16 protein-coding genes are annotated in these 16,794 nt (G+C 69.9%); 10 read left to right on the top strand and 6 right to left on the bottom strand.

The window, feature by feature from the left end:
- Positions 1-16 precede the first annotated feature (16 nt).
- Complete coding sequence (aceA, locus tag AB0K15_RS26600) at positions 17-1,306, bottom strand: isocitrate lyase (RefSeq protein ID WP_285969732.1); 1,290 nt, start codon at positions 1,304-1,306, stop codon at positions 17-19.
- 229 nt (positions 1,307-1,535) lie between these two features.
- Between aceA and AB0K15_RS26595 the strand changes: the two genes are divergently transcribed.
- Together AB0K15_RS26595 and ilvA are read left to right on the top strand one after the other, a co-directional pair.
- Positions 1,536-2,963, top strand: a complete 1,428-nt coding sequence (locus AB0K15_RS26595) for a short-chain fatty acyl-CoA regulator family protein (RefSeq protein WP_364055813.1) — start codon at positions 1,536-1,538, stop codon at positions 2,961-2,963.
- A 486-nt stretch (positions 2,964-3,449) separates the two neighbouring features.
- Complete coding sequence (gene ilvA / locus AB0K15_RS26590; protein ID WP_364055810.1) at positions 3,450-4,706, top strand: threonine ammonia-lyase IlvA; 1,257 nt, start codon at positions 3,450-3,452, stop codon at positions 4,704-4,706.
- A gap of 45 nt (positions 4,707-4,751) precedes the next feature.
- Here ilvA and AB0K15_RS26585 read toward each other — a convergent pair whose 3' ends face one another.
- From AB0K15_RS26585 to AB0K15_RS26575, 3 genes are all read right to left on the bottom strand, one after another.
- Entirely contained in the window at positions 4,752-5,096 is a 345-nt protein-coding gene (locus AB0K15_RS26585; RefSeq protein ID WP_364055807.1) for a nuclear transport factor 2 family protein, read from the bottom strand.
- Between the two features lie 46 nt (positions 5,097-5,142).
- Complete coding sequence (locus AB0K15_RS26580) at positions 5,143-6,597, bottom strand: alpha/beta fold hydrolase (protein WP_364055804.1); 1,455 nt, start codon at positions 6,595-6,597, stop codon at positions 5,143-5,145.
- A gap of 100 nt (positions 6,598-6,697) precedes the next feature.
- The gene (locus AB0K15_RS26575) at positions 6,698-7,423 is read right to left on the bottom strand and encodes an FCD domain-containing protein (protein WP_364055801.1); all 726 of its coding nucleotides are present in this window, start codon (positions 7,421-7,423) and stop codon (positions 6,698-6,700) included.
- Positions 7,424-7,500: 77 nt separating this feature from the next.
- Here AB0K15_RS26575 and AB0K15_RS26570 point away from each other — a divergent pair, with 77 nt between their 5' ends.
- The gene (locus tag AB0K15_RS26570; protein ID WP_364055798.1) at positions 7,501-8,379 is read left to right on the top strand and encodes a carbon-nitrogen hydrolase family protein; all 879 of its coding nucleotides are present in this window, start codon (positions 7,501-7,503) and stop codon (positions 8,377-8,379) included.
- Positions 8,379-9,713, top strand: a complete 1,335-nt coding sequence (locus AB0K15_RS26565) for an APC family permease (RefSeq protein ID WP_364055795.1) — start codon at positions 8,379-8,381, stop codon at positions 9,711-9,713. The genes AB0K15_RS26570 and AB0K15_RS26565 overlap by 1 nt, the downstream gene beginning before the upstream one ends.
- Positions 9,714-9,843: 130 nt before the next feature.
- On the opposite strand, the gene AB0K15_RS26560 is transcribed toward AB0K15_RS26565, so the two are convergent.
- Positions 9,844-10,599, bottom strand: coding sequence for an acyltransferase (locus AB0K15_RS26560; protein ID WP_364055792.1), 756 nt, complete (start codon positions 10,597-10,599; stop codon positions 9,844-9,846).
- A 53-nt stretch (positions 10,600-10,652) separates the two neighbouring features.
- On the opposite strand from AB0K15_RS26560, the gene AB0K15_RS26555 reads away from it, so the two are divergent.
- Both AB0K15_RS26555 and AB0K15_RS26550 read left to right on the top strand, forming a co-directional pair.
- Positions 10,653-11,600, top strand: a complete 948-nt coding sequence (locus AB0K15_RS26555) for a nucleoside hydrolase (RefSeq protein ID WP_364055789.1) — start codon at positions 10,653-10,655, stop codon at positions 11,598-11,600.
- Between the two features lie 593 nt (positions 11,601-12,193).
- Entirely contained in the window at positions 12,194-13,360 is a 1,167-nt protein-coding gene (locus AB0K15_RS26550; protein ID WP_364055981.1) for a C40 family peptidase, read from the top strand.
- Positions 13,361-13,376: 16 nt separating this feature from the next.
- Here AB0K15_RS26550 and AB0K15_RS26545 read toward each other — a convergent pair whose 3' ends face one another.
- Positions 13,377-13,592 (bottom strand): hypothetical protein, encoded by a 216-nt coding sequence (locus AB0K15_RS26545; protein WP_364055786.1) that lies wholly within the window; start codon positions 13,590-13,592, stop codon positions 13,377-13,379.
- A gap of 85 nt (positions 13,593-13,677) precedes the next feature.
- Between AB0K15_RS26545 and AB0K15_RS26540 the strand changes: the two genes are divergently transcribed.
- From AB0K15_RS26540 to AB0K15_RS26525, 4 genes are all read left to right on the top strand, one after another.
- Complete coding sequence (locus AB0K15_RS26540; protein WP_364055783.1) at positions 13,678-14,289, top strand: TetR/AcrR family transcriptional regulator; 612 nt, start codon at positions 13,678-13,680, stop codon at positions 14,287-14,289.
- Positions 14,290-14,307: 18 nt separating this feature from the next.
- Positions 14,308-15,210 carry a carboxymuconolactone decarboxylase family protein gene (locus AB0K15_RS26535; RefSeq protein WP_364055780.1) on the top strand — a complete coding sequence of 301 codons (903 nt, stop codon included), beginning with the start codon at positions 14,308-14,310 and terminating at the stop codon, positions 15,208-15,210.
- A gap of 83 nt (positions 15,211-15,293) precedes the next feature.
- Positions 15,294-15,650, top strand: a complete 357-nt coding sequence (locus AB0K15_RS26530; RefSeq protein WP_364055777.1) for a hypothetical protein — start codon at positions 15,294-15,296, stop codon at positions 15,648-15,650.
- Between the two features lie 216 nt (positions 15,651-15,866).
- Entirely contained in the window at positions 15,867-16,688 is an 822-nt protein-coding gene (locus AB0K15_RS26525; protein WP_364055774.1) for a helix-turn-helix transcriptional regulator, read from the top strand.
- Positions 16,689-16,794 lie beyond the last annotated feature (106 nt).

The following is a 16,794-nucleotide window of genomic DNA, read 5'->3' as shown; positions in this document are numbered from 1 at the left end:
GGCCCGCGGGGGTGGGTCAGTGGAACTGGTCTTCTTCGGTCGAGCCCTTGAGCGCGGTGGTCGAGCTCTCCGGGTTCAGGGCCGTGGACACCAGGTCGAAGAAGCCGGTGCCGACCTCGCGCTGGTGCTTGGTTGCGGTGTAGCCGCGCTCCTCGGAGGCGAACTCGCGCTCCTGCAGGCCGACATACGCGGTCATGCCTTCACGGGCATAGCCGTGGGCCAGGTCGAACATCGAGTAGTTGAGCGCGTGGAAGCCGGCGAGGGTGATGAACTGGAACTTGTAGCCCATGGCGCCGAGCTCGCGCTGGAACCGCGCGATGGTGTCGTCGTCGAGGTGCTTCTTCCAGTTGAACGACGGAGAGCAGTTGTAGGCCAGCATCTGGTCCGGGTACTCGGCCTTGATCGCCTCGGCGTACTTGCGGGCGATCTCGAGGTCCGGAGTGGACGTTTCCATCCACAGCAGGTCGGCGTACTGCGCGTAGGCGAGGCCGCGGTCGATGCACGGCTCGATGCCGTTGTTGACCTCGTAGAAACCCTCGGCCGTGCGACCGCCGGTCAGGTACTTCTGGTCACGCTCGTCGACGTCGCTGGTCAGCAGCGTCGCGGCCTGCGCGTCGGTGCGGGCGACGACGAGGGTCGGCACGTTCAGCACGTCCGCGGCGAGGCGAGCGGCGTTGAGCGTGCGCTCGTGCTGCTTGGTCGGGATCAGCACCTTGCCGCCGAGGTGGCCGCACTTCTTCTCGGACGCGAGCTGGTCCTCCCAGTGCACGCCCGCGGCGCCGGCGGCGATCATGCCCTTCATCAGCTCGAACGCGTTCAGCGGGCCGCCGAAGCCGGCCTCGGCGTCGGCGACGATCGGCGCGAACCAGTCGATGTCGGTGTTGCCCTCGGCCCAGTTGATCTGGTCGGCGCGGCCCAGCGCGTTGTTGATGCGGCGGACGACGGCCGGGACCGAGTTGGCCGGGTAGAGGCTCTGGTCCGGGTAGGTCTGGCCGGCCAGGTTGGCGTCGGCCGCGACCTGCCAGCCGGACAGGTAGATCGCCTTGAGGCCCGCGCGGACCTGCTGCACGGCCTGGTTACCGGTGAGCGCGCCCAGCGAGTGGACGTAGTCCTCGGTGTGCAGCAGCTCCCACAGCCGCTCCGCACCGCGACGGGCGAGCGTGTGCTCTTCGACGACGGAGCCACGCAGCTTCACCACGTCGGCGGCCGAGTAGGTCCGCTGGACGCCCGCCCAGCGGGGGTCGGTCTTCCACTGCTCGGCCAGCTCGGCCGCCGCCTGGTCGAGCTGCTTGGCCTGCTCGGTCATCGGACTCTCCCGTGTTGCGAAGTTTGCGATTGCTCGCCTTGCCTGGTTACGACCCTGACACGAGCACGAAAAGGCGGTCCATAGCTCCAATTTGCCAATTTATGTGAAGGATGCGTAGCATCTTGCAAAGCTTGCGAATCATCGGTTGGCAAGCTGGGTGAAAATCCACGGCCTTGATCGTTCACGTAATCGTTCAGGGCCGGAAACCTTCCGGCCGATCGGAGGAGCGATGGACAAAACTTTCGCCGGGGCGCGGCTACGGCATCTCCGCGAGAGCCGTTCGATGAGTCAGGCCGACCTCGCTCGTGTGCTCGAGATCTCACCCAGCTACCTGAATCAGATCGAGCACAACTCGCGGCCGTTGACGGTGCCGGTGCTGCTGCGGATCACGCAGGCGTTCGGCGTCGACACGGAGTTCTTCGCGAACAACGACACGTCTCGCCTGGTCGCGGACGTGAAAGAGGCGCTGCTCGACGAGGTCGTCGGCGTCGAAGTGACCACGAGCGAGCTCAACGAGCTGGCCTCCAACCTGCCGTCGATCGCCCAGGCGCTGGTGAAGCTGCACCGCAGCTACCGCAACGCCGTGGAGAGCACGGTCGCGCTGACCACGGAAAACGGCCTCGGCCTGCACGGCAGCGCGGCCGCGCCGTTGCCGCACGAAGAGGTGCGCGACTTCTTCTACGAACGGGAGAACTACGTCGCGGAGCTCGACGAGCGGGCGGAACGCATGGCCGCGGAGATCCCGTTGCGTCGAGGTTCGGCGCTGACCTCGCTGAAGGATCGCCTCTGGCAGCGCTACGGCGTGGAGGTCACAAGCGAAGGATTGAACGAAGCCGCAGGTCAGCAGCACCGCTACGAGCCGGCGACGCGCGTGTTGCGGCTCGCGCCGAGCTTGCGCGTGGGGCAACAGGCGTTCCGGATGGCTTCGCAGATCGCGTTGCTGGAGTACGACGACCTGATCACCGAGCTGGCCGACTCCTGGGCGTTCTCGGGGTCGGCCGCGCGGACGCTCGCGCGCGTGGGCCTGGCGAACTACTTCGCCGGCGCGCTGGTCCTGCCGTATGGCCCGTTTCTGGCCACGGCGGAGAAGTTCCGCTACGACATCGAGCGGCTGTGCGACCACTTCGGCGTCGGCTTCGAGACCGTGTGCCACCGGCTGTCGACGCTCCAGCGGCCGAAGCAGCGGGGCATCCCGTTCTCCTTCGTGCGCGTGGACCGGGCGGGGAACATGTCCAAACGCCAGTCGGCCGCGGGGTTCCACTTCTCGCGCGTGGGCGGCGCGTGTCCGTTGTGGAACATCTACGAGGCGTTCGCTTCGCCTGGCAAAATCCTGACACAGATCGCGGCCCTGCCCGACGGCAAACGCTACTTCTGGGTCGCGCGCACGGTCTCGCGCAACATCGGCGGTTTCGGCAGCCCGGGCAAGACGTTCACCGTCGGCCTCGGCTGCGAGCTCCGGCACGCGGGCCGGCTCGTCTACTCCACCGGCCTCGACCTGGACGAGCCCGCCGCGGCGACGCCGATCGGGATGGGCTGCAAAGTCTGTGAACGCCCGGCCTGCTCGCAGCGCGCGTTCCCGGCGATCGGCAAGCCGCTGACGGTCGACGAGAACACCAGCACGTTCGTCCCGTACCCGGCGGTGCCGAAGAGTCCATGAGCGGCGGAGGCGGACGTAGGTGTTGGAGGCCGGCAGGTAGGTGAGCACGAGGCCGGTGAGCGACAACGCGCCGAGCATGAGGCCGAGGACACCGATGGTCGGCAGGGCGTGGCCGTCCACCGGGGCGCTCACCGCCGCGTAGCCGGGCACCGGCGAGACGACAGTGAGCAGGGTGAGCGTGATCCGGCCCCAACGCCCGCCCCCCAGCCCAGAGCCGCAGCACCGAATGCGCCCGTACCAGGCACCAGCGGGACCGCCAGCAAACCGACGCCACCGGACGACGGCGGTTGTGCGTCCCTGGCCAGCGCCACCGCGGTCTGGCCGATGAAGAAGGCGCGCGCGACCGAGACGGCCGGCCCGGCTCGTCCGAAACGTTTATGACCGCGCAAATTAAGCCGTTCGCACAACACTCGGTGACGGCTGACCGCAAGCTGCCGCCCGCACCGCCTCGGACGTCACGATGAGCGGGAAGTACATTCAACGATCGTGCAACGGATCGATACCGTCAGTGCCCAGATGGTGGAACAGGCCGCCGAGCGGCTCACGGGTGTGGTCACCCGGACGCCGCTCGAGCCGAACGCTCGGCTGTCGTCCCGCGTGGACGCGCGGGTGTGGCTCAAGCGGGAGGACCAGCAGACGGTCCGCTCGTACAAGATCCGCGGCGCCTACAACTTCATCGTGCAGCTCGACGAGGCGACGCGCTCGCGTGGCGTCGTGTGCGCGAGCGCCGGCAACCACGCGCAGGGCGTGGCGTACGCGTGTCGCCGTTTGGGGGCGAATGGCCGCGTGTACGTGCCGGGCACCACGCCGCGGCAGAAGCGCGAGCGCATCGCGACGCTGGGCGGCGCGCACATCGAAGTGATCGTGGTCGGCGAGACGTACGAAGACGCGTTCGCCGCTGCCCACGACGACGCCCAGCGCACGGGCGCGACACTCGTGCCCGCGTTCGACGACCCCCGCACCGTCGCCGGCCAGGGCACGGTGGCGCTGGAGGTCGTGGAGCAGCTCGGCTTCGTGCCGGACGTGCTCGTGGTCCCCGTCGGCGGCGGCGGCCTGCTGGCCGGCATCGCGACGTGGGTGCGCGAGCGGCACCCGGAGATCCGCGTCGTGGGCGTGGAGCCGGCCGGCGCGATGTGCATGGCCGCGGCGCTGGAGGCCGGCGAGCCGGTGCGGATCGACGCGGTGGACTCGTTCGTGGACGGCGCCGCGGTCCGTGAAGCCGGCGGCGTGACCTACCCGCTCGTGCGCGACAGCGGCGCCGAGCTCACGTCCGTGCCCGAAGGCGCCGTGTGCACGGAGATGCTGGCGATGTACCAGGCCGACGGCGTGATCGCCGAGCCCGCGGGCGCGCTGGCCTCGGCCGCACTCGGGACCACGGTGCTGGTCGAACCCGAGCAGACGGTGGTCTGCATCGTCTCGGGTGGCAACAACGACGTCAGCCGCTACAGCGAGATCCTCGAGCGCTCGCTGATGCACGAAGGGCTGAAGCACTACTTCCTCGTCAGCTTCCCCCAGGAGCCGGGCGCGCTGCGGCGCTTCCTCGACGAGATCCTCGGGCCGGAGGACGACGTCACGCGCTTCGAGTACGTGAAACGCAACAACCGCGAGCTCGGGCCGGCGCTGATCGGCATCGAGATCCCGCGGCCGGGCGAGCTGCCCGGCCTGCTCAAGCGGCTGGAGGCGAGCCCGCTGCAGGTCGAGCAGGTGGAGCCGGGAAGCCCGCTGTTCCACTTCCTGCTCTGACGTTTCCGCTGGTCAGAGGCATTCGCCACTGAACGGCAACGGCGTTCAGCCGAGTTCGGCGCTGCCCTCGCGATAGATCTTGGCGGAGGCGATGCGGCCGTCGCGAAGGTGGTAGAAGCCGGCGATCGGGAACGTGTGCTCCTCGCCGCCGTGGGTGAGCCGCTCGGTCAGCCGGGCGGCCACGCGGTCGCCGTCGATCAGGATCTCTTCGATGGTCAGCGTCGGCAGGAGCCGGGTCATGGCGTTCTCCAAAAGGTCGGCCAGCTCGGCGCGGCCACGGGCAACCGTCGTGCCCGTGATCCAGACGGCGTCGTCGGTGAAGCCCGCGAGCAGAGCGGTGAGGTCGCGGTTGTTGAACGCGGCCACGTGACGCCGCAGGATCTCGCTCACGAGGTGAGGCTATCCGCGGCGTCACGTGAGTTTCGCCGTTCAGTGGCTACGCCTTCGGTGCCGGGATCGGCTCGCCGGGGCAGGACTGCGTGGTCGGCTGGCCGGTGTCGAAGAACGTCACGGCCGCGGCGGCGCACGGCAGGCTCGAGAGCGAGCCGTGTGCGTCGTCCTCGACGGTCATGAGGGAGCCACCGATTCGCCGCTGCATGGCGAGGGCCCAGCCGATGGGTGTGACCGGCTCGAAGGCGTGGCCGACGAGCTGCAGCGGGCTCTTGCCGGCACTGAACTGCCACTGCGTCGCGGGCACGGGCCAGCCGACGCACATTTGCTCGTAGCTGCCGAACGACCCCGCGACCGGGTTGGCCTTGATGCGGTCGACGCGGTGCTGCCAGACGGTGTCGAAATCGCGGGGGCTGGGTGATTCGTTGCAGAGCAGGGCGTTCTGCTGGAAGAAGTTGCCCCCGGTCCGTTCGGTGTCCCAGCCGAAGCCGGTTTTCGAGGCGGCGGCGGGCTGTCCAGCCGGAGCGCCGCCGTCGCGGATGGCGGCGAGCCGGCCGGCGGCCTCCACCCACTGTCGCCGCGGGTAGGCGAAGAACTGGTTGACGGTTTCGCCGTTGAGCGGCGAACCGTCGGCGCCGGTGCGCGGGTGCGCGGCGAGCTCGGCGCGCAGGTCGAGCAAAGCCTTCTCGACCTGGGGTTCGATGCCGCCGAAGTGGTACACCGAGTCGTAGCGCGCGACCCACGCGGCGAACTCCCGGAACGTGTTCTCCCCCGCGGCGGCCTGGTCGTCGTCCATCGTCGTGACGCTCAGCTCGGGCGGCATGACGGAGTCGAGCAGCATCTTGTCGACGTGGCTGTCGAAGAGCGTGCGGTACTCGGCGCCGAGGGCCGTGCCCCAGGAGACGCCGTAGTAACCGATCTTCTGCTCCCCCAGCGCCTCGCGGATGCGGTCGACGTCGCGGGCGATGTTGGGCGTGGTGAACGACTTCACGAGCGCGGGGTCCTTCGCGAAGCACGCCGCGTTGGCCGCGGCCTTGTGGTCGGCGAGGAACCGTGCCTGGTCCTTTTCGGACCACGACGGGTCGGGCTGGGCGTCGTCCTCGTCGCAGGGGAGGCTCGCGCTGTAGTCGACTCCGCGCGGGTCGAAGCCGATGAGGTCGTGGTGCTCCAGCAGTCCGGACGCCTTGCTCGCCGACATGGTGAGCGGCATCTTCATGCCCGACTGACCGGGGCCGCCGGGGTTGAAGACGATCGCGCCGGTGCGCGTGCCCGTCGCGCGGATTCGGCTGACGGCGATGTCGATCGTGCGGCCACCGGAGTCGGAGTAGTCGAGCGGCACGGTCACCAGCGTGCACTCGGTGCGCTGGTCGTCGGCGTCCCAGCCCTTCGCGATGGACACGCAGGGTTTCCAGTCCAGCCCTTGCGCGGCCGCGAGCGCCGGCACGAGGGGGACCATCGCGACGGCTGCGACAACCGGGACGAGTAAACGGAACTTCGGCATGCTCATGATCATCAGGCCCGTGCGTGATGACCCGGATCAGCCGATCGGCTGATGTGCGTCACCGATGAGCCGAGATCAGTCCGTAGTGGACTGTCGCGCGTCAGGAACCTGACACGTCCGGCAGGCCGACGAACATCGTCCGGTGCAGATCCCCGACGTGGGCGCGGGTCATGATCGCCGCCTCGTCGGGATTGCGCGTGGCGATGGCGCGGACGAGCACCTCGTGCTCCCGGTTCGAGGCTCGCAGCGCCGACATCCGGTACGGCAGGTAGAACCGGTACAGCTCCCGCAGCACGAGCTCGTACTGTCGCACCGCCGCAGCCGGCGCACCCGAGGCGGCCACGGCGAGGTGGAACTCGGCGTCGAGCTCGTGGAACTCGGCCCACCCGGCGGCGTCGTCCATGCGGCGGACGAGGTCCTGCAGCCGTTCGACGTCCTCGTCGGTTCGCCGCGTGGCGACGAGCTGGACCAGCCCCGCCTCGATCACCAGCCGGTGGTCGATCAGGTCGTGGACCTCGTCCGACGACTCGCGGTACGCGGTCACCGCACCCACCCGGCCCGCCGGTGCGTCGGGGGCCACGTGCGTGCCGCCGTTGCGTCCGCGGCGCCGTACCAGGACGCCGTCTTCGCACAGCGAGACCAGCGCCCGGCGCACGGTGATGTCACCGACGCCCAGCGCGCGGGCGATTTCGCCGTTGGGCGGCAACCGCTCCCCCGGGCCCAGCAAGCCGAGCTCGATCGCGAGGGCGATGCGGGCCCGCACGGTGTCGAGCGCGGACAGGCGCCGGATGCCCGTCAGCGCCGGCGAACCCAGGTCGGCAGTCATGCGGAGACGATACCCAACAAAACATCTCAAAGTGAACACTATTGTTTAAGTGAGCAAGATGGACTATTTTTCGGCGCATGCCCCGCCCCCTGCCGATCGCGCTGGCGCAGCTGCCACCGCGGCCGTACACCGACTCCGTCGCGGCGTTCGCGGACCAGGTCAGGACTGTGCTGGCCCAGCACCCCGGAACCCGTCTCGTCGCCTTTCCCGAGCTACACCTCTGCGGGGTCGAAGGGACCCCTGACGAACGCACTGAGCAGCTCAACGCCGCCGCGCAGCCCCTCGACGGCCCGCGAACCCGTGAACTGGCCGAGCTGGCCGGCGACCTCGGCGTGTGGCTTTCGCCGGGCAGCGTCTGCGAGCGCGGCGACAACGGCGAGCTGTTCAACACCGCCCTCGTCTTCTCCCCCGAAGGCGAGCTGGCCGGCAGCTACCGCAAGGTGTTCCCGTGGCGGCCGTATGAGCCTTATGACCCGGGTGACCGTTTCGTCGTCGCCGATCTCGCCGATGAGGGGCGAATCGGCTTCTCGATCTGCTACGACGCCTGGTTCCCCGAGGCCACGCGCCACCTCGCGTGGCTCGGCGCGGAGCTCGTGCTCAACCCGGTGCAGACCACGACGCCCGACCGCGCGCAGGAGCTCGTGCTCGCACGCGCCAACGCGATCACCAACCAGGTTTTCGTGGCAAGCGTGAATACGGCCGGGCCCGTCGGGGTAGGAGACAGCATCCTGGTCGACCCCGAGGGCACCGTGCTCGGCGAGCTGCCGGGCGCCGTGTCCGGCGTGCTCGCGAGCACGGTCGACCTGGACGAGGTGGCCCGCGTCCGTCGCGAAGGGACCACCGGCGTCAACCGGATGTGGGATCAGTTCACGCCGGGTGACAAACCGCTGGAACTCCCCCTGTACGGGGGCCGGATCGAGCCGGACCGGTGGCGTCCGCGAGGAGAAGGAGCCTGATGAGCACCACGAAGGTGACCGCCGGAGCCAAGCTCGAACGACGGCTCGGGCTGCCCGGCGTCGTCCTTTTCGGACTCGCGTACATGGCGCCGCTGATCGTGCTGGGCACGTTCGGCGTCGTGGCGACGACGACCGAGGGCACGGTGCCGTCGGCGTACGTCGTCGCGCTGGTCGCGATGCTTTTCACCGCCGCGAGCTACGGCAAGATGGCCGCGACTCACCCCGTCGCCGGCTCCGCGTACACGTATGTGCGCAAGGCCATCGACTCCCGGCTCGGCTTCCTCGTCGGCTGGGCGGTGCTGCTCGACTACTTCTTCCTGCCGATGGTGATCTGGCTGATCGGCGGCGCGTACCTGTCGGCGCAGTTCCCGGACGTGCCGAGCTGGCTGTGGCTGATCGCGTTCATCGTGCTGACGACACTGCTCAACGTGCTGGGCATCAAGATCGCCGAGAAGGCCAACTTCGTCCTCATGGCCTTCCAGGTGCTGGTGATCGTGTTCTTCGTCGTCCTGTCGCTCAAGCAAGTGCTCGCCGATGGCCACTCAGTGGCGAGCAGTGACCCGTTCTTCCACCTGGGCAGCACGTTCGGCACGATCTCGGGCGGCGCCGCGGTGGCGACGTACTCGTTCCTCGGCTTCGACGCCGTGACGACGCTGACCGAGGAAGCCGTGGAGCCGAAGCGGACGATCCCGCGCGCGATCCTGCTGACGGCCCTCATCGGCGGCGGCGTATTCATCGTGCTCGCGTACGTCACGCAGCTCGTGCACCCCGGTTTCCAGTTCGACGACGAGTCGTCGGCCGCGTTCGAGATCGCGCGCCACATCGGGGGCTCATTGTTCGGGGCGTTCTTCCTGTCGGGGCTGGTGGTGGCGCAGTTCGCGTCGGGCATCGCCGCGCAGGCCAGCGCGTCACGGCTGATGTTCGCGATGGGCCGAGACGGAGTGCTGCCGCGGGTCTTCGGCCGGTTGCAGCCGAAGCTGAACACGCCGGCGTTCGCGATCGGGCTGACGGGCGTCGTCGGGCTGATCGCGCTGGCGCTGGACGTGACCACGTCGACGTCGTTCATCAACTTCGGTGCGTTCACGGCCTTCACGATGGTCAACGTGAGCGTGATCGCGACCTGGATCCGCACGCGACACACGACTTCGCGCAACGTCCTGACGTGGCTGGTCGCTCCGGTGATCGGCGCGCTGATCGACCTGTGGCTGCTGGTGAACCTCGACGGGCTCGCCCTGACCTTCGGCCTGGTGTGGCTGGGGATCGGGATCGTGTACCTCGTCGTGCTGACGCGCGGGTTCCGCCGGCCGCCGCCGGAGATGTCGTTCGAGGAGTGACGGGTTTCGCCGCTGGATGGCTACGAGTTGCCGTTCAGCGGCGACAGGCCGTTGCTGGGTCTGCGGCGACGGCTGGGGCGTTGCCGTTCAGCGGCGAGGGCCAGGTCGTCGCCGCTGAACGGCGAAAGCTTCAGCCTTCGCCGAGCGTCTTCTGCAGGGCCTTGTTCGCCTTGCGCGCCATGTCGGCGACGGCTTCGCGACGAGCGGCGTCGGCGGCGTAGTCGTCCTGGCGGTTGCGCACCACGCGCGCGGGCGAGCCCACCGCGATGGAGTACTCCGGGATGTCGCCGCGCACCACGGCGTGCGCGCCGAGCACGCAGCCGCGGCCGACGCGCGTTCCCTTGAGGACACTGACCTTCGTGCCGAGCCAGGTGTCCGGACCGATGCGCACCGGCGACTTCACGATGCCCTGGTCCTTGATGGGCACGTGGATGTCGGCCGTCACGTGGTCGAAGTCGCAGATGTACACCCAGTCGGCGACGAGGGTGGCGGCGCCGAGCTCGATGTCGAGGTAGCAGTTGATCACGTTCTGCCGCCCGAACACGGACTTGTCGCCGATGCGAAGGGACCCCTCGTGGCAGCGGATCGCGTTTCCGTCACCGATGTGGACCCAGCGGCCGATCTCGAGCCGGCCGTAGCCGGGACGGCAGTGAATCTCCACGTTCTTCCCGAGGAACACCATGCCGCGCAGGATGATGTGCGGGTTGGCGAGCCGGAACTTGAGGAGGCGGAAGTACCGCACGAGGTACCACGGCGTGTACGCCCGATTGCGCAAAACCCAACGCAGCGAGTCGCGGGTCAGGAACTTCGCCTGGTGCGGGTCGCGCCGGGCCCGCCGCCAAGCACGCACGCGGGACAACGCGGGCGCACCCCACATCGACGTCATGCCGTTGACCGTAACCTGTGCGGGGACGCCCGCCACAGGCAAGGGGAGCACGGATGGGGAGCAAGCTGATCATCGACACCGACCCCGGTGTCGACGACGCTTTCGCGATCGCGCTGGCGGCGGTTTCCGCCGACGTCGAGCTGCTGGGGGTGACCACGGTCTTCGGCAACGTGCCGCTGACCAGCACCACCGCCAACGCCCGGCGCCTGCTCCAGCTGTGCGACCGCCCCGACGTGCCGGTCGCCGCCGGGGCTTCCCGGCCGTTGGTGCACCTGAACAAACGCGGTTCGAGCCACGTCCATGGCAACGACGGGCTCTCGGGCCACGCGGGGACGCTGCCGGAGGCGACGCGGCCGTTGGAGTCGCTGGACGCCGTGGGGCTGATGGTCTCGCTGCTGGAAGCGTCCGACGAACCGGTGACGATCGCGCCGATCGGTCCGCTCACCAACATCGCCGCGCTGCTCGCCGCGCACCCCGGCATCAAGTCGAAGATCTCGCGCATCGTGCTGATGGGCGGCGGCGTCGCGCGCGGCAACAGCACGGCCGTCGCCGAGTTCAACATCTGGGCCGACCCGGAGGCCGCGCATCGTGTGATCGCCGAGGACGACGTGCCGTGTGTGATGGTCCCCCTCGACCTCACGCACCGCTGCGCCGTGGACAGCGCGTGGCTGGCGAAGCTCGCCGCGTCGGGGCCGCTGGGCCGGACACTCGAAGGGCTCACGCCCGACTACCTCGCCCACTACCGGCGGGTCCTGGGCTTCGACGGCATCGTGATGCACGACGCGGTGGCCGTGGCGGAGGCGATCAGCCCCGGGATTCTCCAGACGGAGACCTACCCGGTGGACATCGACGTGACCGCGGGGCCGGCGCGCGGCATGACGCTCGTCGATCGCCGCGCGGTGCCGATCGACCCGACGGGGCGGCCGATCGAGGTCGCGGTCGACACCGAGCTCGACGGGCTGCGGGAGTTCGTGCTTTCGAGACTTGCCGGAGGTCGGTGATGGCTGGGTCGCCGGAGGGTTCGCCGTCGTCGCCGGTCGGTGGCGACCGCGAGGGCGCGATGTCGCCGCCGAGTGGCGACGGCCAGGTCAGCGGGCCTTCGCCGGCTGAAGGCGACAACGCGGCCGACGCCAAGTCGCCGGTCAGTGGCGACGACCAGACCACCGCGACGTCGCCACCCATGGGCGACGGTTCGACGGCCGGTGAGCCGTCGGCGGGCAGGGGCGATCGCTCGGCGGCCGGTGAACTGTCGCCGATCAACGGCGAGGGCTCGACGAGTGCGGAAGCGTCGCCGTTGGATGGCGGTCGGGCCGCCGAGGTTTCGCCGGTCGATGGCGGCGCTCAGCCAGCCGATGGCGGCGCTCAGGCTGACCGCGGGGCCGCGCCGTTGGATGGCGACGAGACCATGGCGGCGTCGGACGGTCAGAGCGGACAGCTCACACGGACGTCGCCGATGGGGGGCGACGAGAGCGCCGACGTCTCGCCGTTCGCGGGCGAGAAGGCCGTCTTGGGGACGTCGCCAGTCAGTGGCGATGGCCAGGCCGGGCGGGAGTTTTCGGGTCCGGTCGAGCCGCTGCCGCCGTTCTCCGCGGCGATGACGGAGCGCGTGTCGCCGCTGAGTGGCGACGGTGAGAAGCCCCAGGTCGGGAAGCGGAAGTCGCGGCGGGGGCGGGCGGCTGTGGTGGTCGCGGCGGTCGTCGTGGCTGTCGCGGCGCTGGTGGTGGCCGTGCAGTTCGCGCCGGGGTCGCAGCAGCCGGCGACGACGGCCGCGCAGCAGTCGTCATCGGCGAAGGCGCCGGTGCCGTCGGCGGCCGCGTCGAGTGCGGCGGTGCCGACGACGCAGCCGAACGTGCCGCAGCCCAGTGAGTTCGACGCGTGGGCGTCGAAGACGAGCCAGTGGCTGGACATCCCGCTTCGGGCGATGACGGGGTACGCGGAGGCGACCGTCACGCTCACCAAGGAACAACCCGCGTGCCACCTGTCGTGGGTGACGCTCGCGGCCATCGGCAAGGTCGCGAGCGACCACGGGCGGGCGCAGGGTGACCACGTCGGTACCAACGGCGTGCTGGTCAAGCCGCTGGGCACCGTCGAGGTCCGCGACTTCTACGGCCGCGTCGTGTCGACGGCCAACGCGTCCGGGCCGATGCAGCTGGCGCCCGCGGTGTGGTCGAAGTGGCAGCGCAGCGCATCCGGCGGCAAGCCCGATCCGCAGAACATCGACGACGCCGCCCTCACCGCGGGACGCGCGCTGTGCGCCGGTGGCCGCGATTTGGCGACGGACTGGTGGAACGCCGTTTCGTCGCTGCAAGGCGCGCCCGTTTCGCTGCACCGGATCCTGGCGACGGTGAACGTCTACGGCACCGTGGGGCAGAGCAGCCAGGCGCCGAACCCCGCCGTGCTGAGCGCGGTCGACTTCGCGATCGACCAGATCGGCCTCCCGTACGTCTGGGGCGGCAACGGCAGCGGCGACCCCGATCCGGGCTTCGACTGCTCCGGCCTGACGACGGCCGCGTACGGCAGCGCGGGCGTGAAGCTCATGCGCACGGCGGATACGCAGTTCCACAGCGTCCCCCACGTGAGTGAACCCCAGCTGGGCGACCTGATCTTCTACGGTGAGCCCGCCACGAAGATCCACCACGTCGGTCTGTACATCGGCAATCAGCAGATGATCGACGCTCCGCAGACGGGCCAGGCCGTGCAGGTGCACCCGTACCGCAAGCCTGGCGACGACTACGCGGGCGCGGGACGGCCCACGGCCTGACCGGGCCCTGCTGCTTCTACTCGACCACGTCGCCGCCACACGACCCCGGCCGACGTTGCCGGAACGGCTCGTCCTTGTCGCGGGCGTGCCGGGAGAGGGCGATCGCGGAACAGCCGAACTCGCGGGCGGCCCGGCGCATGGTCGAGGCGCTCGGTCGTGGCGATCCGGCCGGTGCCTCGACGATGTCGTCACGCGACCAGCGCGTGCGACGGCCCGGTGCTGGCTCAGCCATGTGCGCAGTCTCGGACCGTTCGGTCATCCGCTTCGACTACACAAGCGTATAGTCTGCTGTACGTCCGTGTAGTGAGGAGGATGCCGTGGCCGAACCCGAGGACCTGACGGCGCGCGCCCGGATCCGCGACGCGGCGATGCAGCTCTTCGGCGAGCACGGCTTCGAGGGCGCGACGATCCGTGGCATCGCCGAGGCGGCGGGCGTCTCGTCGGGCCTGGTGCGGCACCACTTCGGGTCCAAACAGGCGCTCCTCGAAGCGTGCGACGCGCACCTGGTGAAGCTGATCCGCCGCCTCAACGACGAGGCGCTCGCGGGCGCGGGCGGCAACCACGTGGCGGCCGCGCGGATCGCCGTCGGGCCGTACCAGGCGTACCTGTCGAGGGCGTTGGTGGACGGCGGCGCCGCGCCGTTGTTCGACGAGATGGTGCGGCTGGGGGCGCAGTGGCTCGCCGCCGTCGATCGGACGCGGCCGGACGCGCCGGACGTCGCGCCCGAGGTGCGGGCGGCGGTGAGCACCGCGATGGCGCTGTCGATCACGGTGCTGCACGAGCACGTGTCGCGCGCGATGGGCGTCGACGTGTTCAGCCCCGAGGGCGATGTGCTGCTCGCGCGTGCCCTGATCGACCTCTATTCGCACCCGATGCTCAGCGCCGAGGACGCCCGGAAAGCGCTCGACGGGATCGAGCGGCATCGATGACTTTGGGAGGAACCTGTCATGTCTCATGCGACCCATCCCCGGATCTCGCCGCTTCCGTGGGAGGAGATGGCGCCGGAGGAGCAGAAGCTCGCGAAACTCGGTGCCGACGAGGTGATCCGGGTGCTCGCGCGGAACCCGTCGTTGCTGAAGGCTTCGTCGGGTCTCGGCGAACACCTGCTGGCTCAAGGCAAGCTGCACCCACGCGTCCGGGAGCTGGCGATCTTGCGGGTCGCGCTGCGGTGTGAAGCTCCGTACGAGTGGGCCAACCACGTGCCCGCCGCGCTCGGCGCCGGCGCGACGGCGGACGAGATCAACGCACTGTCGGACCCGGCCGCGGTGTGGTCACCCGAGGACGACGCCGTGCTGCGGGCGGCCGACGAGTTGTCCGCCGCAGCGTTCGTCTCGGACGAAACGTGGACGGCGCTCGCGGCGGCGTTCGATCAGGCGACGATCCTCGAGGTGCTGTTCCTCGTCGGCTACTACCGGATGATGGCGGGTTTTCTGAACTCCACGGGCGTCGCGGTGAGGGCCGACCAGCCAGTGCTGGGCGAGCGCGTGGTGCCGGCCGGCGTCGCGGGACCGGTCGTGGCCGACGCGTTGCCGCTCAGTGGCGAAGCCCGTATCGATGGCACGTGGCACATCACCTTCACCCACCCGGCGGGGAGCAAGGAGCTGGTGCTGAGTCTCGAAACCGTGGCCGGCGGCGTGACTGGGTCCATCGTGGACACCCAGCTGGGCGTAACGGTCCCCATCGTGTCGGGCAGTGTCGACGGTCATCACCTGGAGTTCACCGCCGTGGTGACCGATCCGGCGCGGTTCGACATCGGTGTGGTGGGCACGGTGGGCGGTAACGTGTTCACCGGATCGGTGACGATTTCGGGTGGCGGCACGTTCCCGTTTTCGGGCGTGCGCGCGGGGTGAAGGCGCGGAAATGGCGCGCTTGAGGTCGTGGTCGGCTGCTAGCGTCGGGTCCTTCGTTCCTGCTCCCGAATGGAATTCGACTCATGCGCGCCAGCCTTCGTGCCGGCCTGAAGACGGCACTCAAGAACCGCGACCGCGTCGCCACCACCGCCCTGCGCTCGGCACTGGCGGCGATCGACAACGCCGAGGCCGTGCCGGTCGATCAGCCGTCCACGGCGACCGGGACCGAACACGTCGTGGGTGCGGCCCTGGGTGTCGGCGCCGCGGAGGCCGAGCGTCGTGTGCTGACGGAAGCCGATGTGCGCGCGATCGTCGAGAACGAAGTACTGGAGCGCACGACCGCCGCGGACGAGTACGAGCGGCTCGGCCGGGCCGAGGCGGCGCAGCGGCTGCGCGCGGAGGCCGACGTGCTGAGGCAGCACCTGGAGCCGGCCTCCTGAGGTCGGATCCGGCGACGGCCGCCAGCCGGAAATCGGCACTGACCTCGGTGTCGCCGATTTCCGGCAACGGCATCGGCGAGGCATCGGCCACTTGCCGTGACGTCGGTTTCCCGTTCGCCGTGGGGTTGTTCGCGAGGTCCGAAGGCCTGGTCTGCCTGCGGTGATACCGGGTGGACGGCACCTTCGGGAGGCCGGAGCGCCCGGTACCGTGGTGACGTGAGCGGCAACGAGCTGGGAGAGTTCCTGCGCGCGCAGCGGGCCCGGCTGGCCCCCGAGGACGCGGGCGTGACCAGTCATCGCCCGAGGAGGGTGAGCGGGCTGCGGCGCGAGGAGGTCGCGGTGCTGGCGGGCGTCAGCGCGGACTACTACGCGCGCCTCGAGCAGGGGCGCGAGCGCAACCCGTCCGGGCCCGTGCTGGACGCGATCGGGCGGGCGTTGCGCCTGAGCGCCGATGGCCTCTGGCACGCCTACCGCCTCGCCGGCCTGGTGCCGCGGGTGCCGGAGCACCGGCGTGACGACGTCTCCCCCGAGCTCCTGCGGCTCATGGACACCTTCCCCAACGCGGTCGCGTACGTCACCAACCGGCGCCTCGACCTGCTGGCGACGAACGCGCTCGCCGACGCGCTCCTGTCCCCCCTCGGCAAGCCGGCGAACATGGTGCGCACGCTGTTCCACGACCCAGCGGCGCGTGAGCTGTTCGTGGAGTGGGACGACATCGTGGCCAGCGCCGTCGACGCGTTGCGGCTCGCGAGCGGCTACGACCGCGAAGAAGTCGGCGAGCTCGTGGACGAGCTGCTGGCCACGAGCGACGAATTCGCCGTTCTGTGGGGAAACCACGGCGTGAAGGGGCTCGCCGGGACGCGCAAGACGTTCCACCACCCCGCCGTCGGCCAGATCGTGCTGGACTACCAGACGTTCGACGTCCGCGACGCGTCCGGCCAGTACCTGCTGGTGGGCATCGCGGAGCCGAACAGCGCGAGTGCCGATGCGCTGGCATTGCTGGGGTCGTTGCACGCGGTGGCCGACCAGCCGCGGTGAGCCCGGCCAGGGTGTGCCACTCCTAGGCAACGGCGTCCTTCCCGAGGCGTTTCGCCGCGGGCAGCCTCGAGGTCACGACGGTCCCCACGACCGCGCAGACCTCACG

Source organism: Amycolatopsis sp. NPDC049253, assembly GCF_040678995.1.
GTDB lineage: Bacteria > Actinomycetota > Actinomycetes > Mycobacteriales > Pseudonocardiaceae > Amycolatopsis.
This window is presented reverse-complemented; position numbering and strand designations above follow the sequence as displayed.